The organism is Nocardioides perillae (assembly GCF_013409425.1).
GTDB lineage: Bacteria > Actinomycetota > Actinomycetes > Propionibacteriales > Nocardioidaceae > Nocardioides > Nocardioides perillae.
Genome location: NZ_JACCAC010000001.1, coordinates 3,421,333 through 3,444,978, shown reverse-complemented (window position 1 = coordinate 3,444,978; position 23,646 = coordinate 3,421,333). Strand labels below are relative to the sequence as shown.

Annotated in this window: 23 protein-coding genes; 14 read left to right on the top strand and 9 right to left on the bottom strand. The window is 75.5% G+C overall.

Going from position 1 to position 23,646, the window contains the following annotated elements; genetic code table 11:
* Nucleotides 1-292: 292 nt before the first annotated feature.
* From rplM to BJ989_RS16205, 4 genes are read left to right on the top strand one after another with little or no spacing between them, the layout of a single operon-like run.
* Nucleotides 293-736, top strand: a complete 444-nt coding sequence (rplM, locus tag BJ989_RS16220; RefSeq protein ID WP_179519096.1) for a 50S ribosomal protein L13 — start codon at nucleotides 293-295, stop codon at nucleotides 734-736.
* Nucleotides 737-765: 29 nt separating this feature from the next.
* On the top strand, nucleotides 766-1,269 hold the full coding sequence (gene rpsI / locus BJ989_RS16215; RefSeq protein WP_179519095.1) for a 30S ribosomal protein S9: 504 nt from the start codon (nucleotides 766-768) through the stop codon (nucleotides 1,267-1,269).
* A gap of 17 nt (nucleotides 1,270-1,286) precedes the next feature.
* Nucleotides 1,287-2,645 carry a phosphoglucosamine mutase gene (gene glmM, locus BJ989_RS16210; protein WP_179519094.1) on the top strand — a complete coding sequence of 453 codons (1,359 nt, stop codon included), beginning with the start codon at nucleotides 1,287-1,289 and terminating at the stop codon, nucleotides 2,643-2,645.
* A 59-nt stretch (nucleotides 2,646-2,704) separates the two neighbouring features.
* Complete coding sequence (locus tag BJ989_RS16205; RefSeq protein WP_179519093.1) at nucleotides 2,705-3,739, top strand: GNAT family N-acetyltransferase; 1,035 nt, start codon at nucleotides 2,705-2,707, stop codon at nucleotides 3,737-3,739.
* Nucleotides 3,740-3,763: 24 nt separating this feature from the next.
* Here BJ989_RS16205 and BJ989_RS16200 read toward each other — a convergent pair whose 3' ends face one another.
* Both BJ989_RS16200 and coaA read right to left on the bottom strand, forming a co-directional pair.
* Nucleotides 3,764-3,913 carry a hypothetical protein gene (locus tag BJ989_RS16200; protein ID WP_179519092.1) on the bottom strand — a complete coding sequence of 50 codons (150 nt, stop codon included), beginning with the start codon at nucleotides 3,911-3,913 and terminating at the stop codon, nucleotides 3,764-3,766.
* Nucleotides 3,914-3,954: 41 nt separating this feature from the next.
* Nucleotides 3,955-4,932, bottom strand: a complete 978-nt coding sequence (gene coaA, locus BJ989_RS16195) for a type I pantothenate kinase (RefSeq protein ID WP_218848851.1) — start codon at nucleotides 4,930-4,932, stop codon at nucleotides 3,955-3,957.
* Nucleotides 4,933-4,999: 67 nt separating this feature from the next.
* On the opposite strand from coaA, the gene glmS reads away from it, so the two are divergent.
* Genes glmS through BJ989_RS16155 form a run of 8 tightly spaced genes read left to right on the top strand, consistent with a single transcriptional unit; the run spans nucleotide 5,000 to nucleotide 14,278 of the window.
* The gene (gene glmS / locus BJ989_RS16190; RefSeq protein ID WP_179519090.1) at nucleotides 5,000-6,844 is read left to right on the top strand and encodes a glutamine--fructose-6-phosphate transaminase (isomerizing); all 1,845 of its coding nucleotides are present in this window, start codon (nucleotides 5,000-5,002) and stop codon (nucleotides 6,842-6,844) included.
* A 15-nt stretch (nucleotides 6,845-6,859) separates the two neighbouring features.
* Nucleotides 6,860-7,213 (top strand): holo-ACP synthase, encoded by a 354-nt coding sequence (locus BJ989_RS16185; protein WP_179519089.1) that lies wholly within the window; start codon nucleotides 6,860-6,862, stop codon nucleotides 7,211-7,213.
* A gap of 22 nt (nucleotides 7,214-7,235) precedes the next feature.
* Nucleotides 7,236-8,636 carry a bifunctional ADP-dependent NAD(P)H-hydrate dehydratase/NAD(P)H-hydrate epimerase gene (locus tag BJ989_RS16180; protein ID WP_179519088.1) on the top strand — a complete coding sequence of 467 codons (1,401 nt, stop codon included), beginning with the start codon at nucleotides 7,236-7,238 and terminating at the stop codon, nucleotides 8,634-8,636.
* A 19-nt stretch (nucleotides 8,637-8,655) separates the two neighbouring features.
* Nucleotides 8,656-9,912 (top strand): alanine racemase, encoded by a 1,257-nt coding sequence (gene alr, locus BJ989_RS16175; protein WP_343049445.1) that lies wholly within the window; start codon nucleotides 8,656-8,658, stop codon nucleotides 9,910-9,912.
* Entirely contained in the window at nucleotides 9,909-10,970 is a 1,062-nt protein-coding gene (locus BJ989_RS16170) for an alpha/beta fold hydrolase (RefSeq protein ID WP_179519087.1), read from the top strand. Before alr ends, BJ989_RS16170 begins: the two co-directional genes overlap by 4 nt.
* Entirely contained in the window at nucleotides 10,967-11,956 is a 990-nt protein-coding gene (tsaE, locus tag BJ989_RS18935) for a tRNA (adenosine(37)-N6)-threonylcarbamoyltransferase complex ATPase subunit type 1 TsaE (protein WP_343049443.1), read from the top strand. Before BJ989_RS16170 ends, tsaE begins: the two co-directional genes overlap by 4 nt.
* Before the next feature lie 19 nt (nucleotides 11,957-11,975).
* Nucleotides 11,976-13,142, top strand: coding sequence for an FUSC family protein (locus BJ989_RS16160; RefSeq protein ID WP_343049442.1), 1,167 nt, complete (start codon nucleotides 11,976-11,978; stop codon nucleotides 13,140-13,142).
* A gap of 11 nt (nucleotides 13,143-13,153) precedes the next feature.
* A complete protein-coding gene (locus tag BJ989_RS16155) occupies nucleotides 13,154-14,278 on the top strand; it encodes a DNA polymerase IV (protein ID WP_179519086.1) in 1,125 nt (374 codons plus the stop codon).
* Nucleotides 14,279-14,371: 93 nt separating this feature from the next.
* Here the strand turns inward: BJ989_RS16155 and BJ989_RS16150 are convergent, their stop codons facing one another.
* The 4 genes from BJ989_RS16150 to BJ989_RS18930 form a co-directional block, all read right to left on the bottom strand.
* Complete coding sequence (locus BJ989_RS16150) at nucleotides 14,372-15,013, bottom strand: MSMEG_6728 family protein (RefSeq protein WP_179519085.1); 642 nt, start codon at nucleotides 15,011-15,013, stop codon at nucleotides 14,372-14,374.
* A 63-nt stretch (nucleotides 15,014-15,076) separates the two neighbouring features.
* Nucleotides 15,077-15,862: a DNA-formamidopyrimidine glycosylase family protein gene (locus tag BJ989_RS16145; RefSeq protein ID WP_179519084.1), complete on the bottom strand. Its 786-nt coding sequence runs from the start codon at nucleotides 15,860-15,862 to the stop codon at nucleotides 15,077-15,079.
* A 5-nt stretch (nucleotides 15,863-15,867) separates the two neighbouring features.
* Complete coding sequence (locus tag BJ989_RS16140; protein ID WP_179519083.1) at nucleotides 15,868-17,007, bottom strand: glutamate--cysteine ligase; 1,140 nt, start codon at nucleotides 17,005-17,007, stop codon at nucleotides 15,868-15,870.
* A gap of 31 nt (nucleotides 17,008-17,038) precedes the next feature.
* Nucleotides 17,039-18,469: a M1 family aminopeptidase gene (locus tag BJ989_RS18930; RefSeq protein ID WP_179519082.1), complete on the bottom strand. Its 1,431-nt coding sequence runs from the start codon at nucleotides 18,467-18,469 to the stop codon at nucleotides 17,039-17,041.
* Between the two features lie 64 nt (nucleotides 18,470-18,533).
* Here BJ989_RS18930 and BJ989_RS16130 point away from each other — a divergent pair, with 64 nt between their 5' ends.
* Nucleotides 18,534-19,892 (top strand): threonine/serine exporter family protein, encoded by a 1,359-nt coding sequence (locus BJ989_RS16130; RefSeq protein WP_179519081.1) that lies wholly within the window; start codon nucleotides 18,534-18,536, stop codon nucleotides 19,890-19,892.
* Here the strand turns inward: BJ989_RS16130 and BJ989_RS16125 are convergent.
* Genes BJ989_RS16125 through BJ989_RS16115 form a run of 3 tightly spaced genes read right to left on the bottom strand, consistent with a single transcriptional unit; the run spans nucleotide 19,852 to nucleotide 22,859 of the window.
* Nucleotides 19,852-20,421, bottom strand: a complete 570-nt coding sequence (locus BJ989_RS16125; RefSeq protein WP_179519080.1) for a DUF402 domain-containing protein — start codon at nucleotides 20,419-20,421, stop codon at nucleotides 19,852-19,854. The two genes, BJ989_RS16130 and BJ989_RS16125, sit on opposite strands and share 41 nt — an antisense overlap.
* A gap of 33 nt (nucleotides 20,422-20,454) precedes the next feature.
* Nucleotides 20,455-21,297: an SDR family NAD(P)-dependent oxidoreductase gene (locus BJ989_RS16120; protein ID WP_179519079.1), complete on the bottom strand. Its 843-nt coding sequence runs from the start codon at nucleotides 21,295-21,297 to the stop codon at nucleotides 20,455-20,457.
* Nucleotides 21,294-22,859: a flavin-containing monooxygenase gene (locus tag BJ989_RS16115; protein ID WP_179519078.1), complete on the bottom strand. Its 1,566-nt coding sequence runs from the start codon at nucleotides 22,857-22,859 to the stop codon at nucleotides 21,294-21,296. Before BJ989_RS16115 ends, BJ989_RS16120 begins: the two co-directional genes overlap by 4 nt.
* A gap of 72 nt (nucleotides 22,860-22,931) precedes the next feature.
* Between BJ989_RS16115 and BJ989_RS16110 the strand changes: the two genes are divergently transcribed.
* Nucleotides 22,932-23,522 (top strand): TetR/AcrR family transcriptional regulator, encoded by a 591-nt coding sequence (locus BJ989_RS16110; RefSeq protein ID WP_179519077.1) that lies wholly within the window; start codon nucleotides 22,932-22,934, stop codon nucleotides 23,520-23,522.
* Nucleotides 23,523-23,646: the final 124 nt, after the last annotated feature.

The following is a 23,646-nucleotide window of genomic DNA, read 5'->3' as shown; positions in this document are numbered from 1 at the left end:
GAGGCTGCAGAGTGGGGTGGTCCCGGCCAACCTAGTCCGGGGACGGCTGCAGGGCGAAGCCGGGGCCGGGAATTGCTGCCCGGGCGCGCGCTCGCGTATCGTCGCTCCCCGCGCCTGTTGCCGTGCCTCGGTGCGCCGGAGTCCTCCGGCCCGCCGCGGTGCAGATCCGGACGGTCCGCCCCCGCTGCGTCGGGGGTGCGAGTCGAGCCGGGCCGTGTTCGTCAGCAGGCGTGGCTCCACCGCCCGGCGGGTCCACCGTCCGGGTCCACGAACGAGAACAGGAAGTACTGCCGTGCGCACGTACAGCCCCAAGCCCGCTGACATCCAGCGCGAGTGGCACGTGATCGACGCGACCGACGTCGTCCTCGGTCGCCTGGCCGTCACCACCGCGAACCTCCTGCGGGGCAAGCACAAGCCGACCTTCGCGCCGCACATGGACATGGGCGACTTCGTCATCGTCGTCAACGCCGAGAAGGTCGCCCTGACCGGCACGAAGAAGACCACGAAGATGGCCTACCGCCACTCCGGCTTCCCGGGCGGTCTCACCGCCACGCCGATCGGCGAGGTCCTCGAGAAGGACGCCCGCAAGGCCGTCGAGGCCGCGGTCTGGGGCATGCTGCCCAAGAACCGCCTGGGCCGTCAGGTCCTGAAGAAGCTCAAGGTCTACTCCGGCCCGGAGCACCCCCACCAGGCCCAGCAGGCCAAGCCCTTCGAGATCACCCAGATCTCCCAGTGACGACGACCCAGGACGAGCGAGGACTTCCCGTGGCCGAGACCACCACCCCCGAGGTCGAGGAGACCTACACCACCGACGAGAGCGGCGTCGCCTACTCCTCCGAGAGCGCCCCCTCCGCCGACACCGAGGCCCGCCCCGCGACGATCGCGCCGGCTGCCGCCACCGGCCGCCGCAAGGCCGCCGTCGCCCGTGTCCGCATCGTGCCGGGCACCGGCCAGTGGACGGTCAACGGTCGCGACCTCGACAGCTACTTCCCCAACAAGCTGCACCAGCAGGTCGTCAACGAGCCCTTCGCCAACCTCGGGCTCGACGGCCGCTTCGACGTGATCGCGCGCATCCACGGCGGCGGCATCACCGGTCAGGCCGGCGCGCTGCGCCTCGGCGTGGCCCGCTGCCTCAACGCCGTCGACGTCGAGGCCAACCGCCCGTCGCTGAAGAAGGCCGGGCTGCTCACCCGCGACGCCCGCGTCATCGAGCGCAAGAAGGCCGGTCTGAAGAAGGCGCGCAAGGCGCCCCAGTTCAGCAAGCGCTGACGCACCCGGCTCCTGCGTTGCAGAAGCTGTTCGGCACGGACGGGGTCCGGGGCCTGGCCAACGGTCGGTTGACCGCCGAGCTGGCCCTGGACCTCTCCGTCGTCGCCGCCCGTGTCCTGGCCGACCACGACGAGCTGCACGTCCCCCGTCCCGGGGGGCGCCCGCTCGCCGTGGTCGGCCGGGACACGCGTGTCTCCGGGCAGTTCCTCGAGGCCGCCGTGGTCGCGGGCCTGGCCTCGGCCGGGGTCGACGTCGTGCTGCTCGGCGTGCTCCCGACGCCGGGCGTCGCGCACCTGACCGCCGCGCTCGACGCGGACCTCGGCGTGGTGCTCTCGGCGAGCCACAACCCGATGCCCGACAACGGCATCAAGTTCCTCGCCCGCGGCGGGCGCAAGCTCGACGACCGCGTCGAGCAGGAGATCGAGGCGCGTGTCGGCCAGTCGTGGGAGCGCCCCACCGGCGCCGCCGTCGGTCGCGTGCGCACCCACCCCACCGCCGTCGAGGACTACGCCCGGCACCTCGTCGAGACGCTCGCCCAGCCGCTGGCCGGCCTCACCGTCGTGCTCGACTGCGCCGAGGGCGCGGCCTCCGAGGCCGGACCGCGGGCGCTGGCGGCCGCGGGCGCCGAGGTCGTGGCCATCCACGCCTCGCCCGACGGCCTCAACATCAACGACGGCTGCGGCTCGACCCACCTCGAGCCGCTGCGCGCCGCGGTGCTCGAGCACGGCGCCGACGCGGGCTTCGCGCTCGACGGCGACGCCGACCGCTGCCTGGCCGTCGACCACACCGGTGCGGTCGTCGACGGCGACCAGATCCTCGCCGTGCTGGCGCTCGGCCTGCGCGAGCAGGGGCGCCTGGCCCGCGACACCGTCGTGGCCACCGTGATGAGCAACCTCGGCTTCGTGCAGGCGATGCGCGCCGCCGGCGTGGGCGTCCGCCAGACCAAGGTGGGCGACCGCTACGTGCTCGAGGCGATGAACGTCGCCGGCTACTCCCTCGGCGGTGAGCAGTCGGGCCACGTCATCATGAGCGACTTCGCCACCACCGGCGACGGCATCCTGACCGCGCTGCACGTGCTGGAGCGCATGGCCGTCACCGGCCGCCCCCTCGCCGAGCTCGCCGGCGTGGTGACGCGGCTGCCGCAGGTGCTCGTCAACGTGCCGGGCGTCGACAAGACCCGCGCCGACGACGACACGATCCTCGCCGCCGCGGTGGCCGAGGAGGAGGCCGTGCTCGGCGACGGCGGCCGCGTGCTGCTGCGCCCCTCCGGCACGGAGGACCTCGTGCGCGTCATGGTCGAGGCCGGCACGGCCGAGGAGGCCTCGGCGGTCGCCGAGCGCCTCGCGACCGTGGTGCGCGACCGCCTCGCGCTCTGAGGCGCGCCGCCCGAAAACCGGTCGCTCCCTCGGGTCCCGCGTGCCTAGGCTCGTGGCTCGTGAGCCTCGAGATCGTCCCCGTCCCCGCGCCGCCCGACGGCGAGCGCTCCTCGCTGTACGACGGGTGGCACGCGACCTACCTCGCCGCCGAGCTGCACGGTCGCGAGGACACCGCCACCGCCTGGCAGCACGACGAGGTCCGGGTCGACGTGCTCGCCGACGACGACAGCCGCACGATCGAGCTGTGGGCGGGCCTCGACGGCGGCGAGGTCGTGGCCGCGGGCTACCTCGAGCTCCCGCAGCGCGACAACCGCGACCACGCCTGGATGGCGGTGCACGTGCACCCCGACCACCGCCGGCGGGGCCACGGCAGCGCCCTGCTGGAGCACCTCACCGAGCGGGCCCGCGCCGCCGGCCGGACCCTGCTCGACGGCGAGGTCGGCTGGGCCCACGACCTCGGACCCGACGGCGCCGGGGTGCCGGGGGTGGAGTTCCTGCAGCGCCACGGGTGGAGCAACGCGCTCGGCGACGTGCAGCGCGTGCTGGACCTCCCGGTCGACGGCGCCCTCCTCGACCGCCTCGCCGCCGAGGCGGCGCCGTACCACACGGCGTACACCCTGCGGGCCTTCGTCGGGCCGGTGCCCGACGAGCTCCTCGAGGGCTGGGCCGCGCTCGTCGGGCAGCTCGTCGTGGAGGCCCCCATGGGCGACCTGCAGCTCGAGGCGGAGGACGTCGACCCGGCGCTCGTGCGGGTCAAGGAGGAGACGGTGCGGCGACAGGGGCGCACGAAGTACTCCGCGGTCGCGCTCGACGCCGACGGCACCGTGGTCGCCTACACCGACCTCGCGACGACCGTGCACGAGCCGGGCCGCGCCTACCAGTGGGGCACCCTGGTGCACCGCGACCACCGCGGCCACCGCCTCGGCGTGGCCGTCAAGGTGGCGAACCTGCGGCTGCTGCAGGCCGAGCGGCCCGACGTCACGCGGCTGATCACCTACAACGCCGAGGTCAACGAGCACATGGTCGCCGTCAACGTCGCCCTCGGCTTCCGCCCCGTCGAGCGGCTCGGGGAGTTCTCGCGCACGCTTGCGTGAGCGCGGCCGGCGACGGGTAGGGCGTCAGGAGGACGCCGGACCGGCGTCCTGGTCGCCTGCCTGCTCCTCCTGGCCGCCGTCGCTCGCGGCGCCGCCGTCGGGGCGCGAGGCCGGCTCGGCGTCCTGGTCGTGGTCGGGCTCGAAGTCGGGCAGGTCCTGCGGCGTCTGCGTCACGGGCGCTCCTCGCGTCGGGGTCGGACCTAGCCGGTACCCGCTCAGAGCTTGCGCAGCCGCACGTAGCGCACGGAGTGGTCGGCGTCCTTGCGCAGCACGAGGGTGGCGCGCGAGCGGGTGGGGAGCACGTTCTGGGTGAGGTTCGGGCCGTTGATGGCGTCCCAGATGCGCTCGGCCTCCGCGGCGGCCTCGTCGGGGGAGAGGTCGGCGTACTTGCTGAAGTAGGACTGCGGGTCGCGGAAGGCGGTCTCGCGCAGCCGCAGGAAGCGCTCGACGTACCACCGGCGGATGTCGGAGGTCGCAGCGTCGACGTAGACGGAGAAGTCGAAGAAGTCGCTGACCGCCAGGCCGGTGCGGCCGTCCTCGCGCACGCGGGCCGGCTGCAGGACGTTGAGGCCCTCGACGATGACGATGTCGGGGCGGCGCACGACGACCTTCTCGCCGCGCAGCACGTCGTAGTCGCGGTGGGAGTAGACCGGCGCCTCGACCTCCTCCTTGCCCGACTTGATGTCGACGACGAAGCGCAGCAGCGCCTTGCGGTCGTAGGACTCGGGGAAGCCCTTGCGCTGCAGCAGGCCGCGGCGCTCGAGCTCGGTGTTGGGCAGCAGGAAGCCGTCGGTGGTCACCAGCGCGACGTGGGGGTGCTCGGGCCAGTGCGCCAGCATCTGCTGCAGCACGCGGGCGGTCGTGGACTTGCCCGCGGCCACCGAGCCCGCGAGGCCGATGACGAAGGGCGTGCGCGGCGGCTGGGGCTTGCCGAGGAACTCCTCCTGCTCGTGGTGCAGCCGCCGGGCGGACCCGACGTACATGCTCAGCATCCGCGACAGCGGCAGGTAGACCTGCTGCACCTCGTCGAGGTCGAGCGCGTCGCCGAGGCCGCGCACGCGGGCGATCTCCGCGGGCGTCAGCGGCGCCTCGGTGGTGCGGGCGAGGGCGGCCCACGAGGTGCGGTCGAGCTCGACGTACGGCGAGGGCTCACGGCCGCTCTCGTCGGGCACCGCAGCGCCGGGGGGAGCCATGCGCGGCATTCAACCAGTCGGGCGCACCGCGTCGGGCGGTGCCCCGCGCTCGTTAGACTCCCCGCCCATGTGCGGAATCGTCGGCTACGTGGGCCACCAGCAAGCGCGCGACGTGGTCGTCGAGGGGTTGCGCCGGCTCGAGTACCGCGGCTACGACTCCGCCGGCATCGCCGTGGTCGCGGACGGCGCGGTCGCCTCCGACAAGCGCGCCGGCAAGCTCGCGAACCTCGAGAAGGCCCTCGAGGAGTCGCCGCTGCCGCCGTCGACGCTGGGCATCGGCCACACCCGCTGGGCCACCCACGGCGCGCCGACCGACCGCAACGCCCACCCGCACCCCGGGCGTGCGGGCCGCCTGGCGCTCGTGCACAACGGCATCCTCGAGAACTTCGCCGAGCTGCGCGGCGAGCTCGAGGAGCAGGGCCACGAGATGGTCTCCGACACCGACACCGAGGTCGCCGCGCACCTGCTGGAGCGCGCGCTCGACGACGGCCTCGACCTCACCGCGGCGATGCAGGCCGTCTGCCGCCGCCTGCACGGCGCCTTCACCCTCGTCGCCGTCGACGCCCACGACCCCGAGGTCGTCGTCGCCGCCCGGCGCAACTCGCCGCTCGTGGTGGGCCTCGGTGAGGGGGAGAACTTCCTCGGCTCCGACGTGGCCGCCTTCATCGGCCACACCCGCGAGGCGCTCGAGCTCGAGCAGGACCAGGTGGTCACGCTGCGACGCGACGGCGTCGAGGTGACCGGTTTCGACGGCACCCCGAGCGAGGGCAAGCGTTACCACGTCGACTGGGACCTCTCGGCCGCCGAGAAGGACGGCCACGACTGGTTCATGCGCAAGGAGATCTTCGAGCAGCCGCGCGCGGTCGCCGACTCCCTCCTCGGGCGCCGCGACGCCGCGGGCCGCCTGCAGCTCGACGAGATGCGCCTCGACGACGCCGAGCTGCGCGAGGTCGACAAGGTGATCGTCATCGCCTGCGGCACCTCCTTCTACGCCGGCATGGTCGCGAAGTACGCCATCGAGCACTGGACGCGCACGCCGGTCGAGGTCGAGCTCGCCTCCGAGTTCCGCTACCGCGACCCGATCCTCGACCGCGGCACCCTCGTCGTCGCGATCAGCCAGTCGGGCGAGACCGCCGACACCCTGCAGGCGATCCGGCACGCGCGGGTGCAGGGCAGCAAGGTGCTCGCGATCTGCAACACCAACGGCTCGACCATCCCGCGCGAGTCCGACGCGGTGATCTACACCCACGCCGGGCCCGAGATCGGGGTCGCCTCGACCAAGGGGTTCCTCACCCAGCTCGTCGCCTGCTACCTCCTCGGCCTCTACCTCGCCCAGGTCAAGGGCACCCGCTACGGCGACGAGGTCGCCGAGGTGATGGACCAGCTCGAGGCGATCCCCGCGCACCTCGAGACCGTGCTGAGCCGCGCCGACGAGGTCTACGCCCTGGCCCACCGCCACGTCGCCACCCGCTCGGTGCTGTTCCTGGGCCGCCACGCGGGCTACCCCGTCGCGCTCGAGGGCGCGCTCAAGCTCAAGGAGCTCGCCTACCTCCACGCCGAGGGGTTCGCGGCCGGCGAGCTCAAGCACGGCCCCATCGCGCTGGTGGAGGAGGGCCTGCCGGTGCTCTGCGTCGTGCCGCCCCGCGGGCGCGACCAGCTGCACGAGAAGATGGTGAGCGGCATCCAGGAGGTGCGGGCCCGCGGGGCGCGCACCATCTGCCTGGCCGAGGAGGGCGACACCACCATCGAGCCCTACGCCGACGACCTCGTGTGGCTGCCGAAGGTGCCGGTGCTGCTGCAGCCGCTGCTGGCTGTCGTGCCGCTGCAGCTCTTCGCCTGCGAGCTGGCCACGGCGCTCGAGCACGACGTCGACCAGCCGCGCAACCTCGCCAAGTCCGTCACGGTCGAGTAGGACCGGGGGACCGTCGTGCCCGTCGTGGGGGTCGGCACCGACGTCGTCGACGTCGAGCGCTTCGTGGCGTCGCTGGCCCGCACGCCCGGGCTGCGCGAGCGGCTCTTCACCCCGGCCGAGGCGACCCGCGGGCCGGCCTCGCTCGCGGCGCGCTTCGCGGCCAAGGAGGCGGTCGCCAAGGCGCTGGGCGGCCCCGCCGGCCTGGGCTGGCACGACGCCGAGGTGGTCTCGGAGGAGTCCGGCCGCCCGCGCCTGGAGCTGCGCGGGACGGTGCGCGCGGCGGCCGACGCGCTCGGCGTCGCGCACGTGCACGTCTCGTTGTCCCACGACGCCGGCATCGCCAGCGCGGTGGTGGTGCTCGAGTCCTGACCGGCGGCTACGGTCGGGCGGCATGAGGAGCGCCCACACCGCCGCGCAGGTCCGCGCCGCCGAGGCGGCCGCGGTGGCGACCCTGCCGGAGGGCGCGCTCATGCAGAGGGCGGCCCACGGGCTCGCCGCGGCGGTCCTCGACCTGCTCGGCACGGCGTACGGCGCGCGCGTGCGGCTGCTCGTCGGCTCCGGCGACAACGGCGGCGACGCGCTGTGGGCCGGCGCGGCGCTGCGTCGCCGCGGGGTCGCGGTCGACGCCGTGCTCCTCTCCGACCAGGTGCACGCGGCGGGGCTCGCCGCCCTCCGCGCCGCCGGTGGCCGGGTGGTCCCGGCCACCGACCCCGACCCGCGTCCCGACCTCGTCGTCGACGGCATCGTCGGCATCGGCGGGCGGCCGGGGCTGCGGGCCGACGCCGTCGCGGCGCTCGACGCGGTCGCCGGGGTGCCGGTGGTCGCGGTCGACGTGCCGTCGGGCGTGGCGGTCGACACCGGCGCGGTGGACGGCCCCCACGTGCGCGCCGCCCTCACGGTCACCTTCGGCACGGCGAAGGTCGCGCACCTGGTCGACCCGGCCGCGCAGGCGGCCGGGGCGGTGCACCTCGTCGACCTCGGGCTCGACCTGCCGCCCGCCGCGGTCACGGCGCTGCGCCCCGACGACGTCGCCGCGCTGCTGCCGCGACCGGGCGCCGACGACCACAAGTACACCCGCGGCGTCGTCGGGGTGCGGGCCGGCTCCGCGCGCTACCCCGGCGCGGGCCTGCTCTGCGTCGCCGGCGCCGCGTCGGGCCTGGTCGGGATGGTGCGCTACGTCGGCGACGACGCGGTGGGCGCCCGCGTGCGCGAGGCGCACCCCGAGGTGGTCGGCGCCGGCCGGGTGCAGGCGTGGACGGTCGGCTCCGGCACCGACGAGGGTGCACGGGCCACGCTGGAGTCGGCGCTCGCCGACGGGGTGCCGCTCTGCCTCGACGCCGACGCGCTCGGCGTGCTCGACGACGTGCTCGGCGGGTCCCCGCTGCCCGTGCCGGCCGTGCTCACCCCGCACGCCGGCGAGCTGGCGCGCCTGCTCGGGGTGGCGCGCGAGGAGGTCGAGGCCGCGCAGCTCGCGCACGCCCGCGCCGCCGCCGAGCGGTGGGGCTGCACCGTGCTCCTGAAGGGCCGGCACAGCCTCGCCGCGCGCCCCGACGGCCACGTGCGGGTCACGACGACGGGCCCGCCGTGGCTCGCCACCGCGGGCGCCGGCGACGTGCTCGCCGGCCTCGTGGGGGCGCTGCTCGCGGCCGGGCTCGACCCCCTCGAGGCCGCCTCCGTCGGGTCGTGGCTGCACGGTGCCGCGGCCACCCTCGCCTCGGGCGGCGGTCCGCTGGTGGCCAGCGACGTCGCCGCGGCCCTCCCGGCGGCGGTCCGGGCGGTCCTCCACAGGTGAGCCCTGGGATGATCGAGCCGTGAGCCCGGCCCTCCCGCCCCCGCACCCGCCCGCCGCCCCCGGCGTGCGCGCGGAGGTGGTGGTCGACCTGGCCGCCGTGCGGCACAACGTGCGCCTCCTGCGCGCCGCGGCCGGCAGCGCCGCGCTGATGACGGTCGTGAAGGCCGACGCCTACGGCCACGGGCTGCTCGCCGTCGCCGCCGCCGCGCGCGAGGCGGGCGCGGCCTGGCTCGGCGTCGCGACCGTGGAGGAGGCGCTCGCCCTGCGGGCCGCCGGCGACGACGGCCCGCTGCTGTGCTGGCTCGCCGCCCCCGGCCAGGACTACGACGGCGCCGTCGCCGCCGGCGTCGACGTCACGGCGTACACGCCTGCGGAGGTGCGGGAGGTCGCGGCCGCGGCCCGGCGCACCGGGGTGCCGGCCCGGCTGCAGCTCAAGGTCGACACCGGGCTGTCCCGCGGCGGGGCGACCCTGCCCGAGTGGGACGCGCTCGTCGCCGCGGCGCGGGAGGCGCGCGGCGCCGGCGAGGTCGTCGTGACCGGCACGTGGTCGCACCTGGCAGCCGCCGACGAGCCGGACCACCCGGCCACCGGGTCGCAGCAGGGCGTCTTCGCCGCGGCGCTGTCACGCGCACGCGTGCTCGGGCTCGCGCCCGGCCTGCGCCACCTCGCGAACTCCGCCGGCACCCTGCTGCACCCCGACACCCGCCTCGACCTGGTGCGCTGCGGCGTCGCGACCTACGGCCGCCACCCGGCGCCGGAGGTGGCGGGGCCCGACACCGGGCCCGACACCGGGCCCGGTGCCGGCCTGGTGCCGGTGATGACCGTGCAGGGCCGCCTCGCGCTGACCAAGCGGATCCGCGCGGGGGCGTCGGTGAGCTACGGCCACACCTGGACCGCCGAGCGCGACACCACCGTCGGCCTGGTGCCGCTGGGCTACGCCGACGGCGTGCCGCGCCACGCCAGCAGCCCCGGCGCCGGCGGCCACCCGGCCGAGGTCTGGGTCGCGGGACGCCGGCGCCCGGTCGTCGGCCGCGTGTGCATGGACCAGCTCGTCGTCGACCTCGGCGGCGAGGAGCTGCCGGCGGGCACGCCGTACGAGCTCTTCGGCACCGGGCACGACGGCGCGCCCACCGCCCTGGACTGGGCGCGCGCGGCGGGCACGATCGACTACGAGGTGCTGACCCGCGTCGGCGGCGCGGCCGGAGCGGACGGTCGGCTCGCACGGCGCTGGGTCGACACCGGGTGGGACCGCACGAGCAGGGAGGACGACGCGTGAGCGAGCGGTGGGCCGCGGGGCACTGGAAGGGGCTCGCCGCGGGTGCGGCCGGCGTGCTGGTCGCCGGTGCGGCGGCGGGGGTCGCGCGCCGGCGGGTCGTGATCGGGCGCCGCGGCGCCGGCGACGCGGTGCCGCTCGGCAGCCTGCGCTCCGAGCCGCGCACGGTGGTGGCCGACGACGGCACACCGCTGCACGTCGAGGTCGACGAGGCCGACCCCGGGACCCGCAACCCGCTGACCGTGGTCTTCGTGCACGGCTTCGCGCTCACCCTGGACTGCTGGCACTTCCAGCGCGCGGCCTACCGCGGGCTGGTGCGCACCGTCTTCTACGACCAGCGCTCGCACGGGCGCTCGGGGCGCTCGCCGGAGGGCGGCACCACCATCGAGCAGCTCGGACGCGACCTGCGCCGGGTCGTCGAGGCCGTCGCGCCCGACGGGCCGGTCGTCGTGGTGGGCCACTCGATGGGGGGCATGACCGTGGTCGCGCTCGCCGAGCAGCACCCCGAGCTCTTCGGCACCACCGTGGTCGGCGCCGGCCTGGTCTCGACGACGGCCGGCGGCCTCGACCCGCACCGGATGCTGCTGCCCTTCCTGCCCTCGGCGCTCGGAGGCGACCTGGCCCGCCGCTTCGTCGCGGTGCTGGCCCGCGGTCACCGCGCGGTCGACGGGGTGCGCCGCCTCGGGCGCGACGTCGCGCTGGTGGTCACCGACGTCTTCGCCTTCGGCGACGACGTGCCGCAGTCCTACGTGTCGTTCGTCGACGAGATGCTGGCGAGCACGCCCTTCGAGGTGCTCGCGGAGTTCTTCCCGAGCTTCACGACGCTCGACAAGTTCGACGCGCTCGGGGCGCTCGGGCGGGTGCCGGTCACCGTCGTGTGCGGCACCGAGGACAAGATGACCTCGATCGGGCACAGCCGCGAGCTGCACCGGCGCATCCCGGGCTCGACGCTGGTCGAGTGCGAGGGCGCCGGCCACATGGTGGTGCTCGAGCGGCACGAGCAGGTCGACGCGGCGCTCGACCAGCTGCTGGCCGCCGCGACCGAGCGGGCGCGCCGGTGACCGGCCCGGGAGGCGGTGCGGTGCGCGTGCGCCGGGTCGGGCCCGAGGCGGCCGCCGACGTGCTCGCGGTCGTGCGTGCGGCCTTCGGCCCCCGACCGCCCCTCGACCCGCCAGCCGACGCGTTGGCCGAGACCGAGGAGAGCCTGGCGGCTGTGCTGGGTTCCCACGGCGGGCTCGTCGCGGAGCTCGACGGTGAGGTGGTCGGCGCGCTCGTCCTGGACCCCGTCGACGAGCGGCTGTGGCTGCGCCGGGTGGGCGTGGTGCCGACGGCGCAGGACCACGGCGTGGCCACGGCGCTGGTCGAGGCCGCCCTCGACCACGCCGCCGCGCTCCCGGGCTGTGCGGTCGTCGCCGCCCTGGCGCGCCTCGAGCTGCCGGCCAGCGTCGGGTTCTGGACGTCCCACGGCTTCGCAGCGGTGGGGCGGGAGGCGCCGTACGTCGTGCTCGAGCGGGCCGTGCCCCGCACCGTGGCGGTGCCCGACGGCGCGGCCATGCAGGCGCTCGGCGAGGCGCTGGGGGCGGTCCTGCGCGCGGGCGACCTGGTCGTGCTGACCGGGGGGCTCGGGGCCGGCAAGACGACGCTGACGCAGGGCATCGGTCGCGGCCTCGGGGTGCGCGGCGGCGTCACCTCGCCCACCTTCGTCATCGCCCGCGTGCACCCGAGCGAGGTGGGCGGGCCCGACCTGGTGCACGTCGACGCCTACCGCCTCGGCGGCGTCGCGGAGCTCGACGACCTCGACCTCGACACCGACCTCGACCACGCCGTGACCGTGGTCGAGTGGGGCGCCGGGGTCGCGGAGGGACTGGCCGACTCCCGGCTCGAGGTGCGCATCGAGCGGTCCGAGGGCGACGGCGACGGCGACGGCGACGGCGACGGCGACGGCGACGGCCACGGCGACGGTGCCGAGCTGCGGCGCGTGCGCCTCGCAGGCCTCGGCCCGCGGTGGCGCGGCGAGGCCGCCGCGGCGCTGGCGCGGCTGGGCTGAGACGGGCGGGATCGCGGTCGTGGCGGCGTCGGGGGGACCCGCGGGACCCGGGTGGGCGGGGCCGGGTGGGCGGCCCGGTGCCCGCGCGGGTGCGCACCGGCTCGACGCCGCGCTGGCCCGCGGGAGGTTGTCGCTGCGTGCCCGTCGGGCGCGGCTGCGCTCCAAGGCGTGGCAGATCCTGCAGTGCTCGGTCGCCGCGGCGGTGGCCTGGTTCGTCGCCCGCGACCTGCTCGGTCACCCCGACCCGTTCTTCGCGCCCGTCGCGGCCTTCCTCGGGCTCGGCACCTCCTACGGCCAGCGGCTGCGGCGGGTCGCGGAGGTCACCGTCGGCGTGGCGGTCGGGGTGCTGGTGGGCGACCTCTTCGTGCTGTGGCTCGGGTCGGGCGCGTGGCAGATCGGGCTGGTCGTCGCGCTCGCGCTCTCGGTCGGCTTCCTGCTCGACGCCGGCCAGCTGCTGGTCAATCAGGCGGCGGTGCAGGGGATCATCGTCGCCACGATCGTGGCCGACCCCGGCGAGGCGCTCGTGCGGTGGACCGACGCCCTGGTCGGCGGCGGGGTGGCGCTCGTGGCGGCCACGGTCGTGCCTGCCGCGCCGCTGCGACGCCCGCGCGAGCAGGCGGCCGCCGTCGTGGGCAAGGTGGCGGGGCTGCTGCGCGCGGCCGCCGACGTGGTCGTGGCCGGGGAGGTCGAGCCGGCCCTGGACCTGCTCGCCGACGCGCGGTCCACCGACCACCTGGTCCGCGAGCTGCAGGCCGCGGCCGACGAGGGCCTGGCCGTGGTGGCCTCGTCGCCGTTCCGGGTCCGGCACGGGCCGACCGTGCGGCGGGTCGCCGACCTGGTCACCCCGCTCGACCGGGCGCTGCGCAGCACGCGGGTGCTCACGCGCCAGGCGGCGGTCACGGCGTACCGCCACCAGCGGGTGCCGCCGTCCTACGCCGCACTGCTGCACGACCTGGCCGACGCCGCCGAGCTCGTCGGGGAGGAGCTGCGCGCGGACCGGATGGCCGTGGCCGCCCGAGGGGCGCTGCTGGCCGTGGGACGGGCCAGCGCCGAGGTCGAGCGCACCTCCGACCTGTCCGTCGAGGTCGTCCTCGCGCAGGTGCGCTCCGTCGTCGTCGACCTGCTGCAGGTCACCGGCATGGGCACGCTCGAGGCTACGGACGCGTTGCCGCCGGCCCGGGCCTGAGGAGGCGTGGCGTGGTCGACGCGGCGCCGGGGCGCGGAGAGTGGGTGCTCCACGTCGACCTCGACCAGTTCGTCGCCGCGGTGGAGGTCCTGCGTCGCCCCGAGCTGGCGGGCCGGCCCGTCGTCGTCGGCGGACGTGGCGACCCGACGGAGCGCGGGGTGGTGGCCACCGCCTCCTACGAGGCGCGGGCCCACGGGGTCGGGTCGGGCATGCCGCTGCGGGTGGCGGCGCGCAAGCTGCGCGACGTCCCCGACGCGGTCTTCCTCGCGCTGGACAAGCCGGTGCACGAGGCGGCCTCCGCCGAGGTCGTCGCGGTGCTGCGCGGCCTGCGCTGGGGCGGGGTGCCCGTGCTGGTCGAGGTGCTCGGCTGGGACGAGGCGTTCCTGGCGGCCGGCCCGGACCACGGAGCGCTCGGCGAGCCCGAGGAGCTCGCTGCCGAGGTGCAGCGCCGTCTGCTCGAGCGCACGCGTCTGCACTGCTCGGTGGGCATCGGCGACACCAAGGTGCGGGCGAAGACGGCGACGGGGTTCGCCAAGCCGCGCGGGGTGCACCGGCTGACCGCGGCCACCTGGCGCGAGGTGATGGGGCCGCGGCCGACCGTCGAGCTCTGGGGCGTGGGGCGCAGGACGGCGGCTCGGCTCGCCGACCTCGGCCTGCACACCGTCGCCGACCTGATGGACGCCGACCGCGACGTCCTGGCGGCCGAGCTCGGGCCGACCACCGGGCCGTGGCAGCGGCTGCTCGCCCACGGCGGCGACACCGGGCCGGTCGACCCCGCGCCGCACGTCGCCCGAGGCCACGGGCGCGAGGAGACCTTCCAGGTCGACCTCGAGACGCCGGAGGAGGTCGAGGCGGCCGTGCGACGGCTGACGGCGCAGGCCCTCGACGACGTGGTGGCGGAGGGCCGGCCGGTCGTGCGGGTCGGGCTCAAGGTGCGCTACCGCCCGTTCGAGACCGTCACCCGCTCGCGCTCGCTGCCGGCGCCCACGACCGACCCGGCCGCGGTGCTCGCGGCCGCCGTCGGGCTGCTGGAGCGCACCGACCGGTCGCGCGCCGTGCGCCTGCTCGGGGTGCGGCTCGAGATGGCGGACCCGACCCCGCCTGCCGGGCTGTCGGAGTCCCCGGTCAGCCGGTGACTCCTGCACTTGTGGCCCGAGAACTCGGGGCACAAGTGCAGGAGTCGGCCCACAAGTGCGCAGGCGGGCCGGCCCCGGGCGGTCGTCTCGACGTCACCGTGGGCTGACGCCCTCGCGGGCCGCGCGCCGCTCGTTCTCCCGCCGCGTGCGCCACGCCTTCTTGGCGGCGCGGCTGCGCTTGCGGTGGGCCTTCTCGGCCTCCTCGAGGCGCCGCTCCAGGGCTCGCTGCTTGCGCCGCACCGCCGCCTCGGCCTTGCGGGCCTCCGCCTCGACGGCCGCCTCGGAGCGCACCGGCCACCGGTAGGGCAGGTCGTCGGGGGCGTCGGGGAAGAGTGGGCGGTAGTGGTCGGGGTCCTTGCGCACCAGGGCCGAGCGGTGGCTCAGGTGCAGGGCCTCGTCGCCGAGCCAGGAGGGCAGCGCGCCGGCGGCCGCGAGCTCGGCCTCGGTGCGCACCTGCTCGATGCCGACGCGGGCGAGGTCCGCGCCGATCGTGGCCGCGCAGGTGTCGCCGAAGCCGAGCTCGGTCCACACCTCGCAGCACACGAAGCCGTAGCGGCCGAGCGCCTCCTCGTGGCCCTTCCACATCAGCACCGCCGGGTGGTTGGCCCAGCCGTAGCCCGGCACCGTGAGCGCGCGCACGACCTGGATCGTCTCCACGCGCTGCTTGCCCAGGCGCTTGGCGTCCAGTGCGCGCGCCGAGCGCTCGAAGTCGGGGTAGGGCAGGAAGGTCTGCACCCCTCGAGCCTGCCGGGCGCCCCCGTGGGGCAGGACCGCCCCCGTGGGTGGTCGGCCCGTCGGTCAGGCCGGCTGCTCCACCGGGCAGGAGTACGCGGTGCGCCCACCCACCGCGCGGACCGTCACCGGTGCGCCGCAGCTGCGGCACTGCGCCTGCTTGTACACCACCCGCGCCTCCTCCTCCGGCAGCGCGAGGCGCGCCTCGCGGTCGTCGACGTCGACGGTCACGATGCGCCCGTCGTCGACGGCGCGCGCCATCATCCGCTGCAGCACCCGCCACAGGGCGGCGACCAGGTCCGGGTCCAGCGAGCGCGCCGGTCGGCCGGGGTCGACGCCGACCGCGTGCAGCGCCTCGGCGCGGAAGACGTTGCCGACGCCGGCCAGCACCCCCTGGTCGAGCAGGACCGCGCCGACGGCGCGGCGGTCGGCGGCGATCGCGGCCACCGCGGCGCCGACGTCGGCGTCGGGGCGCAGCGGGTCGGGCCCGAGGCGGGCCTGCACCCGGCGGACCCCGTCGTCGTCCAGCAGCTCGCAGACCGTCGGGGCGATCAGGTCCCAGGCGACGGTGGGCGCCGCGAGCCGCAGCCGCACCTGCGGGCGGGGTGGCGTGGCGGGGTCGGGGTGGCGCAGCCACAGCCCGCGCATGCCGAGGTGCACGTGCACGGCGTCGCCGGTGGTGGTGGGGAGGAAGAGGTGCTTGCCCCACGCGTCGGGGGCGGCGAGGGTGGCGCCGTCGAGCCCGGCCGCGGCCTCGGTGAAGCGCCCCTGGGGCGAGCTCACCGCCAGCGGCGGACCGACCAGCTCGGCGAGGTCGCGCGCGAGCCGGTGGACGGTGTGGCCCTCGGGCACCTCGCTCAGACCCCGCCGGCGAGCGACTCGCGCAGCTCGCGCACCACCGCGTCGACGACCGCGACCAGGTCGCCGCCGGACTCCTCGGCCACTGCCCGCTGGCGCTGGTAGGACGCGCCCGAGGAGACCACGTCGGCGACGGAGCGCAGCTCGTCGCTGCAGCCGAGCCTCGCCGCCACCGGTGCGAGTCGCTCCAGCAGGTCGTGGAGGTCGTCGGTGACGAGCCGCTCGCGGCAGCGGTCGTCGAGGATGACGATGGCGTCGAGGCCGTAGCGCGCGGCGCGCCACTTGTTCTCCTGCACGTGCCACGGCGGCATGGTCGGCAGCTCCTCGCCGGCGGCCAGCCGCTCGTCGAGGTCGACCACCAGGCAGTGCACGAGCGCGACGAGGGCCCCGAGCTCGGGCAGCGTCGAGACGCCGTCGCAGACCCTGTTCTCGAGCGTGCCGAGGTGCGGTGCGGGCCGCACGTCCCAGCGGATCTCGTTGATCTCGTCGACGACGCCGGTCGTCACCTGGTCGCCGACGAAGGCCTCGAACTCCTCCCACCGGGAGAACTGGAAGGGCAGCCCCGCGGTCGGCAGCTGCTGGAACATCAGCGCCCGGGTCGAGGCGTAGCCGGTGTCGAGCCCGGCCCACAGCGGTGACGACGCCGACAGGGCCAGCAGGTGGGGGTAGTAGGTGAGCAGCGAGGACATGACGGCCATGACCCGGCTGCGCTCGGGCAGCCCGACGTGCACGTGCACGCCCCAGATCAGCATCTGCCGGCCCCACCACTGCGTGCGGTTGATCAGCTCGGCGTAGCGGTGGCCCTCGGTGAGCTGCTGGGTCGACCACGACGCGAAGGGGTGGGTGCCCGACCCGAGCAGGTCGACGCCCACCTCGTCGGCGGCGGCCGCGACGACGAGGGCCGACGCGCGCAGGTCGGCGACGGCCTCGCCGACGGTGTCGCACACGCCGGTCACGAGCTCGACGGTGTTGCGCAGCAGCTCCTCGTGCAGCCGCTCGGGGTCGGGCAGGCGCGGCCGGGCCAGCTCGACCACGGCCGCCGCATCGTTGACCAGGTCGCGGCTGGTGCGGTCGACGAGCGCCAGCTCCCACTCGACGCCGAGCGTCGGGCGGGGGGAGCCGTGGAAGTCGATGCGCACCCGACCATCCTGGCCGACGGGTCCCGAGCCGTCAGTACCCCGCGGGGCGGGTCGGCTCGCGCAGCCAGTCCTGGAAGAGCGTGTCGAGCTGCTCGCCCGACACCTCCTCCGCGAGCCGCTCGAAGGTCGCCGTCGTGACCCCGCGGTGGCGGTGGCGCGTGGTCCAGGTGCGGGTGATCGCGGCGAAGTCGGCCTCGCCCACCCGCTCACGCAGGGCGTGCAGCGTCATCGCCCCGCGCAGGTAGACCGCCTCGTGGTAGAGCTGCTCGGCCGAGGGCAGCGCGCCCGGCGGGACCTCCCAGAAGCGGTCCAGCGCCGTCCTCGAGGTGTAGGCCGAGCGGAACCGCGCCGCCGCCGTCGGGCCGTCGCCGCCGGGTCGCTCGTTCCAGAGCCACTCAGCGTAGGTCGCCCACCCCTCGCTGAGCCAGGTGTCGGACCAGCGGCGCGGCGTCACCGAGCCGCCGAACCACTGGTGGGCGAGCTCGTGCACCAGCGTGGTCTCGTCGGCGCGGCCGGGGAAGACCGGCCGGGTCTGCGTCTCGAGGGCGTAGCCGGCGTCGTGCACGTCGACCACCAGCCCCGCGGCGTCGAAGGGGTAGGGGCCGGCCAGGTCCTCGAGCCAGCGCAGCACCGGCTGCAGCAGGCCGCGCGCGGCCGCGGCGTCGCCGGTGGTCACGTCGGTGAACGACCACGCCGGGACGGTGCCGGAGGTCAGCACCACCCGTGCGTCGTGGCGGCGGAAGCGGCCGATCGCCAGCATCGACAGCGCCGCCGGGGTCGGCTGCGAGGTGCGCCAGTGCCAGGTCGCGAGGCCACCGGCGACGCGCCGCGAGACCAGGCGCCCGGTCGAGACCGCCTGCAGCGTGCGCGGCACGTTGACCCGCACGTCGTACGTCGACTCGTCCGCCGGGGTGGCGTTGGTCGGGTGCCACGTGGGGGCGCCGACCGGCTGGTTCAGCGCCACCGCGCCGTCGTCGGTGGGGATCCACCCCTCGGTGCTGCCGTCGGGGGCGGTCACCGGCCCGGGCCGACCGCGGTAGGACACCCGTACGTCGACCGTGCGGCCCGCGGCCAGCGGTCGGGGCGGCACGACCCGCAGCTTGGCGCCGGCGCGCGACCACCGGGCCGGCTCGCCGGCCACCCGCACGCCGGTGACCTGCAGCCCGCGCAGGTCGAGCGAGAGCCGCGAGAGCGGCTGGGTCGTGCGGACGCGCAGCGTGGCGGTCGCGACCAGGCGTCGCGTGGCGGGGTGGTAGCGCATCCGCAGGTCGTGGTGGCGCACGTGGTAGCCGCCGTTGCCCGACGCCGGGAAGAGCGGGTCGCCGGCGGTCTCGGCGCCCGGTCGCGGGCGCAGGTCGGGCTCGCGGGCGGGCGCGGCGGCACCGCCCGGGAGCAGCGGCACGAGCGCCACCAGCAGGCCGAGCAGGGCGGTGAGGAGGGGGGCTCGTGTGCGGATGCCCACAGCGTAGGCGGCGCGGCGCGTCCGCGCTTGGGGTCGGCAGGGCCCGGCTGGCATCCTCCGCTGCATGGCCGAGACGCGTGAGGTGAACCTGACCCTCGACCTCTGCCTGCGCGTGGGCGAGCTGCTGCTCGCCAACGGCGCCGGCGCCGCCGACGTGACCGCGACGATGCAGTCGATCGCGCGCCACCTCGGCCTGCGCAACCCCGACATCGACGTCACCTTCACGTCGCTGTCGATGAGCTACCAGCCCTCCCCGGAGGAGCCGCCGCTCGCCCTCATGCGGCAGGTCTGGTCGCGCGAGATCGACTACGAGGACCTCACCCGCGTCGACCACCTGGTGCGCGACCTGCTCTCCGACCGCATCGGCCTCACGGAGGCGCGGGCGACGGTCGCGCGCATCCGCTCCTCGGGCCACCACACCCGCCGGTGGGCGGTCACGCTGTCGTGGGGCGTGATGAGCTCCGGCACGGCGCTGATGCTCGGCGGCACCGGCACGGTGCTCGCGGTGTCGTTCCTCGCCGCCGTGCTCATCGACCGCACCCAGCTGCTGATGAGCCGTCGACGGCTGCCGGCCTTCTACCTGCAGGTCGTGGGTGGGTTGATCGCGGGCGGGCTCGCGGTCGTCGCGCTCGCGGCGCTGCCGTGGCTCGAGCCGCGCACCCTGTCGCTCATGGTGACCGCCAACATCATCATGCTGCTGTCCGGCATCGGCTTCATGGGGGCGCTGCAGGACGCGCTCACCGGCTTCTACGTCACCTCCGCCGCCCGGCTGATCGAGGCCCTCCTGGCCACCGTCGGCATCATCACCGGCGTGTCCGGCGGCCTGGCGCTGGCGCCTCTGCTCGACGTCGAGCTGGTCCGGCTCCAACCGGGTTTCTCGCTCACGCCCGAGGGCGTCTCGGCGCTGGTGCTGGGCGCCGGCCTGTGCGCCTCGGGGTTCGCCTTCGCGACCTACGCCCCCCGCCGCGCGGTGGCCGCGATCTTCCTCGTCGCGGGTGTCGCGATGCTGGTCAACCAGGCGGTCGCCGCGACCGACCTCGGTCGCACCTGGTCGGTGGGCACCGCGGCGTTCCTCATCGGCCTGGTCGCCTACCAGGTCGCCGGGCGCGTGCGGGTGCCGCCGCTGGTGCTGGTGGTGCCGGCGATCGTGCCGATGCTGCCGGGCCTGTCGATCTACCGCGGCCTCTCGCTGCTCGCCGAGGGCGGCGACACCACCTCGCGCGGCCTGCTGGCGATGATCACGGCCGCCTCGGTCGCGATCGCGCTCGCCTCCGGCGTCATCTTGGGGGAGTACGTCGCGCAGCCGCTCAAGCGCGAGGCACGCCGGCTCGAGTCGCGCCTGGCGGGTCCGCGGCTGGTGGGCCCGCTGCGGGCGCGCGCCGTCAGGCCGGCGGGACGGGGCCCAGCGCGGCGAGCACGCTGAGCCAGGCGCCGTGCGACCCGTCGTACGGCGGGTCGCCGGCGCGCACGGCCGCCTCGACGCGGGCGCACGAGGCGAGGGCGGCCGCGACGAGGTGGTCGGGGTAGCCCAGCGTCACCCGGTGCTCGGCGAACTCGTCCTCGTCGTCGACCCACACCCGCCCGGTGGACCCGCGCACGACGTCGAGGTCGAGGTCGACCGCGCGCACCACCGGCACGGCGCCGTCGAGCTCCCAGGTCGGCGGGGTGGTGACGTCGACGTAGACCTCCACCGGCCCCGCGGGGGCGTGGAAGGCGGCGAGGAAGCGGCGGGCGGCCTCGGGGCCCGGGGCCGGCACCAGGGCGACCTGGTCGTAGGGGGCGGTGTAGTCACGCCCCGGGCGGGTGAAGCGGGAGCCGGCGGGGAAGCCGACCCAGTCGCCGTGGTGGTCGCGGCCCAGCCAGCGACCCTCGTAGACCCAGTGGGGCCGCGAGCCCCACTTGGTCGCCTCGATGCGCACGAGGCTCCCCCGCGCCGGCTCGGTCGGCTGCACGCGGGGGAGTCTCGCACGGGTGGTGCGGGTGGCTCAGACGACCTTGGTCTTCGCCGGGAGCACCCGGTCGGCGGCCTTCGCGACGAGGTCCTGGAACTTCGAGCCGGTGTACTTGCCGAGGTTGTGGATGACGTGGGCGTCGATGCCGACGAGCACCCGGGCCTGGTCCTTCTCGACGGCGCGCCAGATGACCTCGGCGGCCTTCTCGGGCGTCATCTTCGCCAGCTTCTTGTCGAAGAGCTTCGCCGTCGCCTCCTTGTCCTCCTTGGCCGAGACGCGGGCGTTGCGCGCGATCGCGGTCTTGATGCCGCCGGGGTGCACGACGGTGACGCCGACGCGGTGGCCGGCCTGCAGCATCTCGATGCGCAGCGCCTCGCTCATGCCGCGCACGGCGAACTTCGTGGCGTTGTAGATCGACTGCCCGGGCATCGGCACCAGGCCGAAGAGCGAGGACAGGTTGACCACGTGGCCGTCGCCGGAGGCGATGAGGTGGGGCAGGAACTCCTTGGTGCCGTTGAGGACGCCGCCGAGGTTGATGGCCATGATCCAGTCGATGTCGTCGTACTCGAGGTCGGCGAACTCGCCGGCCAGCGCGACGCCGGCGTTGTTCACCACGACGTTGACCCGGCCGAAGTGGTCGGCGACGGTGGTGGCGTAGGCCGCGACCGCGGCGCGGTCGGCCACGTCGAGGCGGTCGCTGCGCACCTCCCGGGCGCCGGCGCCCTTCACCAGGTCGACGGTCTCGGCCAGGCCGGCCTCGTCGACGTCGGAGACCGCGAGCAGCGCCCCCTGCCGGGCGGCGGCGACCGCCAGGGCCCGGCCGATGCCGGAGCCGGCACCCGTGATCACGACGACCTTGTCGTCCAGCGTCTTCATGCGGAGACCTCCTGGGTCTGGGGGGTGGTGTGCACCTGTCCGAGCGTCTGCCCGGTGGTGGCCGAGCGGCGCGCGGTCACGTCGTACGCCTCGACGTCGAAGCGCGACAGCAGACGGCGGAAGGTGAAGGTGGTGCGGGGCCACAGCGTGGTGTTGCGGCCGTGGGCGTCGAGGTACCAGCTGGCGCAGCCGCCGGTGCTCCACACGGTGCGGCGCATGCGGCGGTGGAGGTCGTCGTTCCAGGCGTCCTGGGCCGACTGCTTCGGCTCGACGCTGCCGTAGGCGTGCTCGTCGACCGTCTGCAGCGCGTCGAGCACGTAGGCGATCTGCGACTCGATCATGAAGACCATCGAGGAGTGCCCGAGACCCACGTTGGGTCCGACGATCTGGAAGAGGTTGGGGAAGCCGTGGATCGTCGTGCCCTTGTAGGCCGCCATGCCGCGCTGGTCCCAGACCTCGGCGAGGGTGCGTCCCTCGCGCCCGGTGATGTGGTGGGCGATCGGCTGGTCGGTGGTGAAGAAGCCGGTCGCCACGACGAGCACGTCGACCTCGCGCTCGGTGCCGTCCTCGGTCACGATGCCGGTCGGGGTGATGCGCGCGATGCGGTCGGTGACCAGCTCGCAGTTGTCGGCCGCCAGCGCCGGGTAGTAGGTGTTGGAGATGAGGATGCGCTTGCAGCCCATGTCGAAGGTCGGCGTGACCTTCGCGCGGAGCTCGGGGTCGGTGATGCCCTTCTCGATGTTCTTCAGCGCCAGCTTCTGCGCCGGCGCGATGATGCGCTTGTCGAGGGTGAAGCCGGGCACGTAGCTCTCGCGGCCCCAGTAGATGGCGGTGCGGTAGAGCTTCTGCAGGCCCGGCACCAGCCGGAAGCCGAGCTTCTCCACGCCGAGGTAGGGCCGGTCGTGGCGCGGCATCACCCAGGGGGCGGTGCGCTGGTAGACGTCGAGGCGGCCCGCGACCTTCTGCAGCTCCGGCACGATCTGGATCGCCGAGGCGCCCGTGCCGATGACGGCGACGCGCTTGCCGGCGAGGTCGGCGTCGTGGTCCCAGCGCGCGGAGTGGAAGACGCGGCCCGCGAAGGAGTCGATGCCCTCGATGTCGGGCATCTTGGGCTCCGAGAGCCCGCCGGAGCCGGTGACGAGGAAGCGGGCGAGCACCTCGTGGTCGGCGCCGTCGCGGTGCACGGTCACCCGCCAGGCCTGCTCGGCCTCGTCCCAGGCGGCGGCCTCGACCGAGGTCGCGAAGGAGAAGCGGTCGAGCACCCCGCTGCGCTCGGCGACCCGCTGCAGGTAGGCCTGGATCTCGGGTTGCGGCGAGAAGCTGCGCGACCACGCGGGGTTGGGCGCGAAGGAGAAGGAGTAGAGCTGGCTCGGCACGTCGCACGCCGCGCCGGGGTAGGTGTTGTCGCGCCAGGTGCCGCCGACGTCGTGGCCGCGGTCGACGACGAGGAAGTCGCGGCGGCCGGCCTCGTCGAGCTTGATCGCGGTGCCGAGGCCGGCGAAGCCGGCGCCGACGACGAGGTGCTCGACCCGGGTGGGGAGCGGCGCGGTGGTGGTGGTCATGCGACCACCGTAGGAGGGTTGTTGAACAGTCGTCAATAGCGCTGCTGGACGCCGTTCAGTAAGGTGCGTCTCATGACCACCTCCACCGCGCGGGTGCGCCTGCAGCCCGACACCCGGCGCGAGCAGCTGCTCGACCTCGGCGTGCGGCTGCTCTCGACGCGGTCGCTGGAGGAGCTGTCGATCGACCTGCTGGCCGAGGAGGCCGGCATCTCCCGCGGCCTGCTCTACCACTACTTCGGCAACAAGCAGGACTTCCACCTCGCCGTCGTCCGCCGCGCGGTGGCCGACCTGCTGGCGCAGACCGCCCCGCCCGACCTCGACGATCCGCTCGAGCGGCTGCGGGCGGGGGAGGCGGCCTACCTCGACTACGTGGTGGCCAACCACGAGGGCTACCTGTCCCTGGTCAAGGGAGCGCAGGGGGGCAACGAGGCGCTGCGCGAGATCTACGAGGAGACGCGGGCGGCGCTCACCGAGCGGATCTTCGCCGACCCCGACGGCCTCGTCGAGGACACCCCGGCCGCCCGGCTCATGGTGCGCGGCTGGGCGGCGCTCAGCGAGGAGCTCGTCCTCGACTGGGTGCGCGACCCGCACGGCGTCAGCCGCGAGGAGCTGCTCGACGCGCTGACCGCCTCGCTCCCGGCACTCGTCGCCGTCCTGCCCTGAGGCTGACGCGCGCCGCTCCTGGCTGCCCGGGCCCGCGAGCCGGGACCTAGGTCACCCGTCGGCGGGCCCGGTCGCCCGTCCCGCCGTCGGTGGGCGGTGCGCCACGCTGGTGGCAGCGGCGCGG

Bases quoted from the DNA above. Each gene is read 5' to 3' on its own strand.
- glmS (WP_179519090.1), top strand. From the start codon at position 5,000: ATGTGCGGAATCGTCGGCTACGTGGGCCACCAGCAAGCGCGCGACGTG.
- BJ989_RS16110 (WP_179519077.1), top strand. From the start codon at position 22,932: ATGACCACCTCCACCGCGCGGGTGCGCCTGCAGCCCGACACCCGGCGC.
- BJ989_RS16115 (WP_179519078.1), bottom strand. From the start codon at position 22,859: ATGACCACCACCACCGCGCCGCTCCCCACCCGGGTCGAGCACCTCGTC.
- BJ989_RS16120 (WP_179519079.1), bottom strand. From the start codon at position 21,297: ATGAAGACGCTGGACGACAAGGTCGTCGTGATCACGGGTGCCGGCTCC.
- BJ989_RS16130 (WP_179519081.1), top strand. From the start codon at position 18,534: ATGGCCGAGACGCGTGAGGTGAACCTGACCCTCGACCTCTGCCTGCGC.
- BJ989_RS16180 (WP_179519088.1), top strand. From the start codon at position 7,236: ATGAGGAGCGCCCACACCGCCGCGCAGGTCCGCGCCGCCGAGGCGGCC.
- coaA (WP_218848851.1), bottom strand. From the start codon at position 4,932: ATGGCTCCCCCCGGCGCTGCGGTGCCCGACGAGAGCGGCCGTGAGCCC.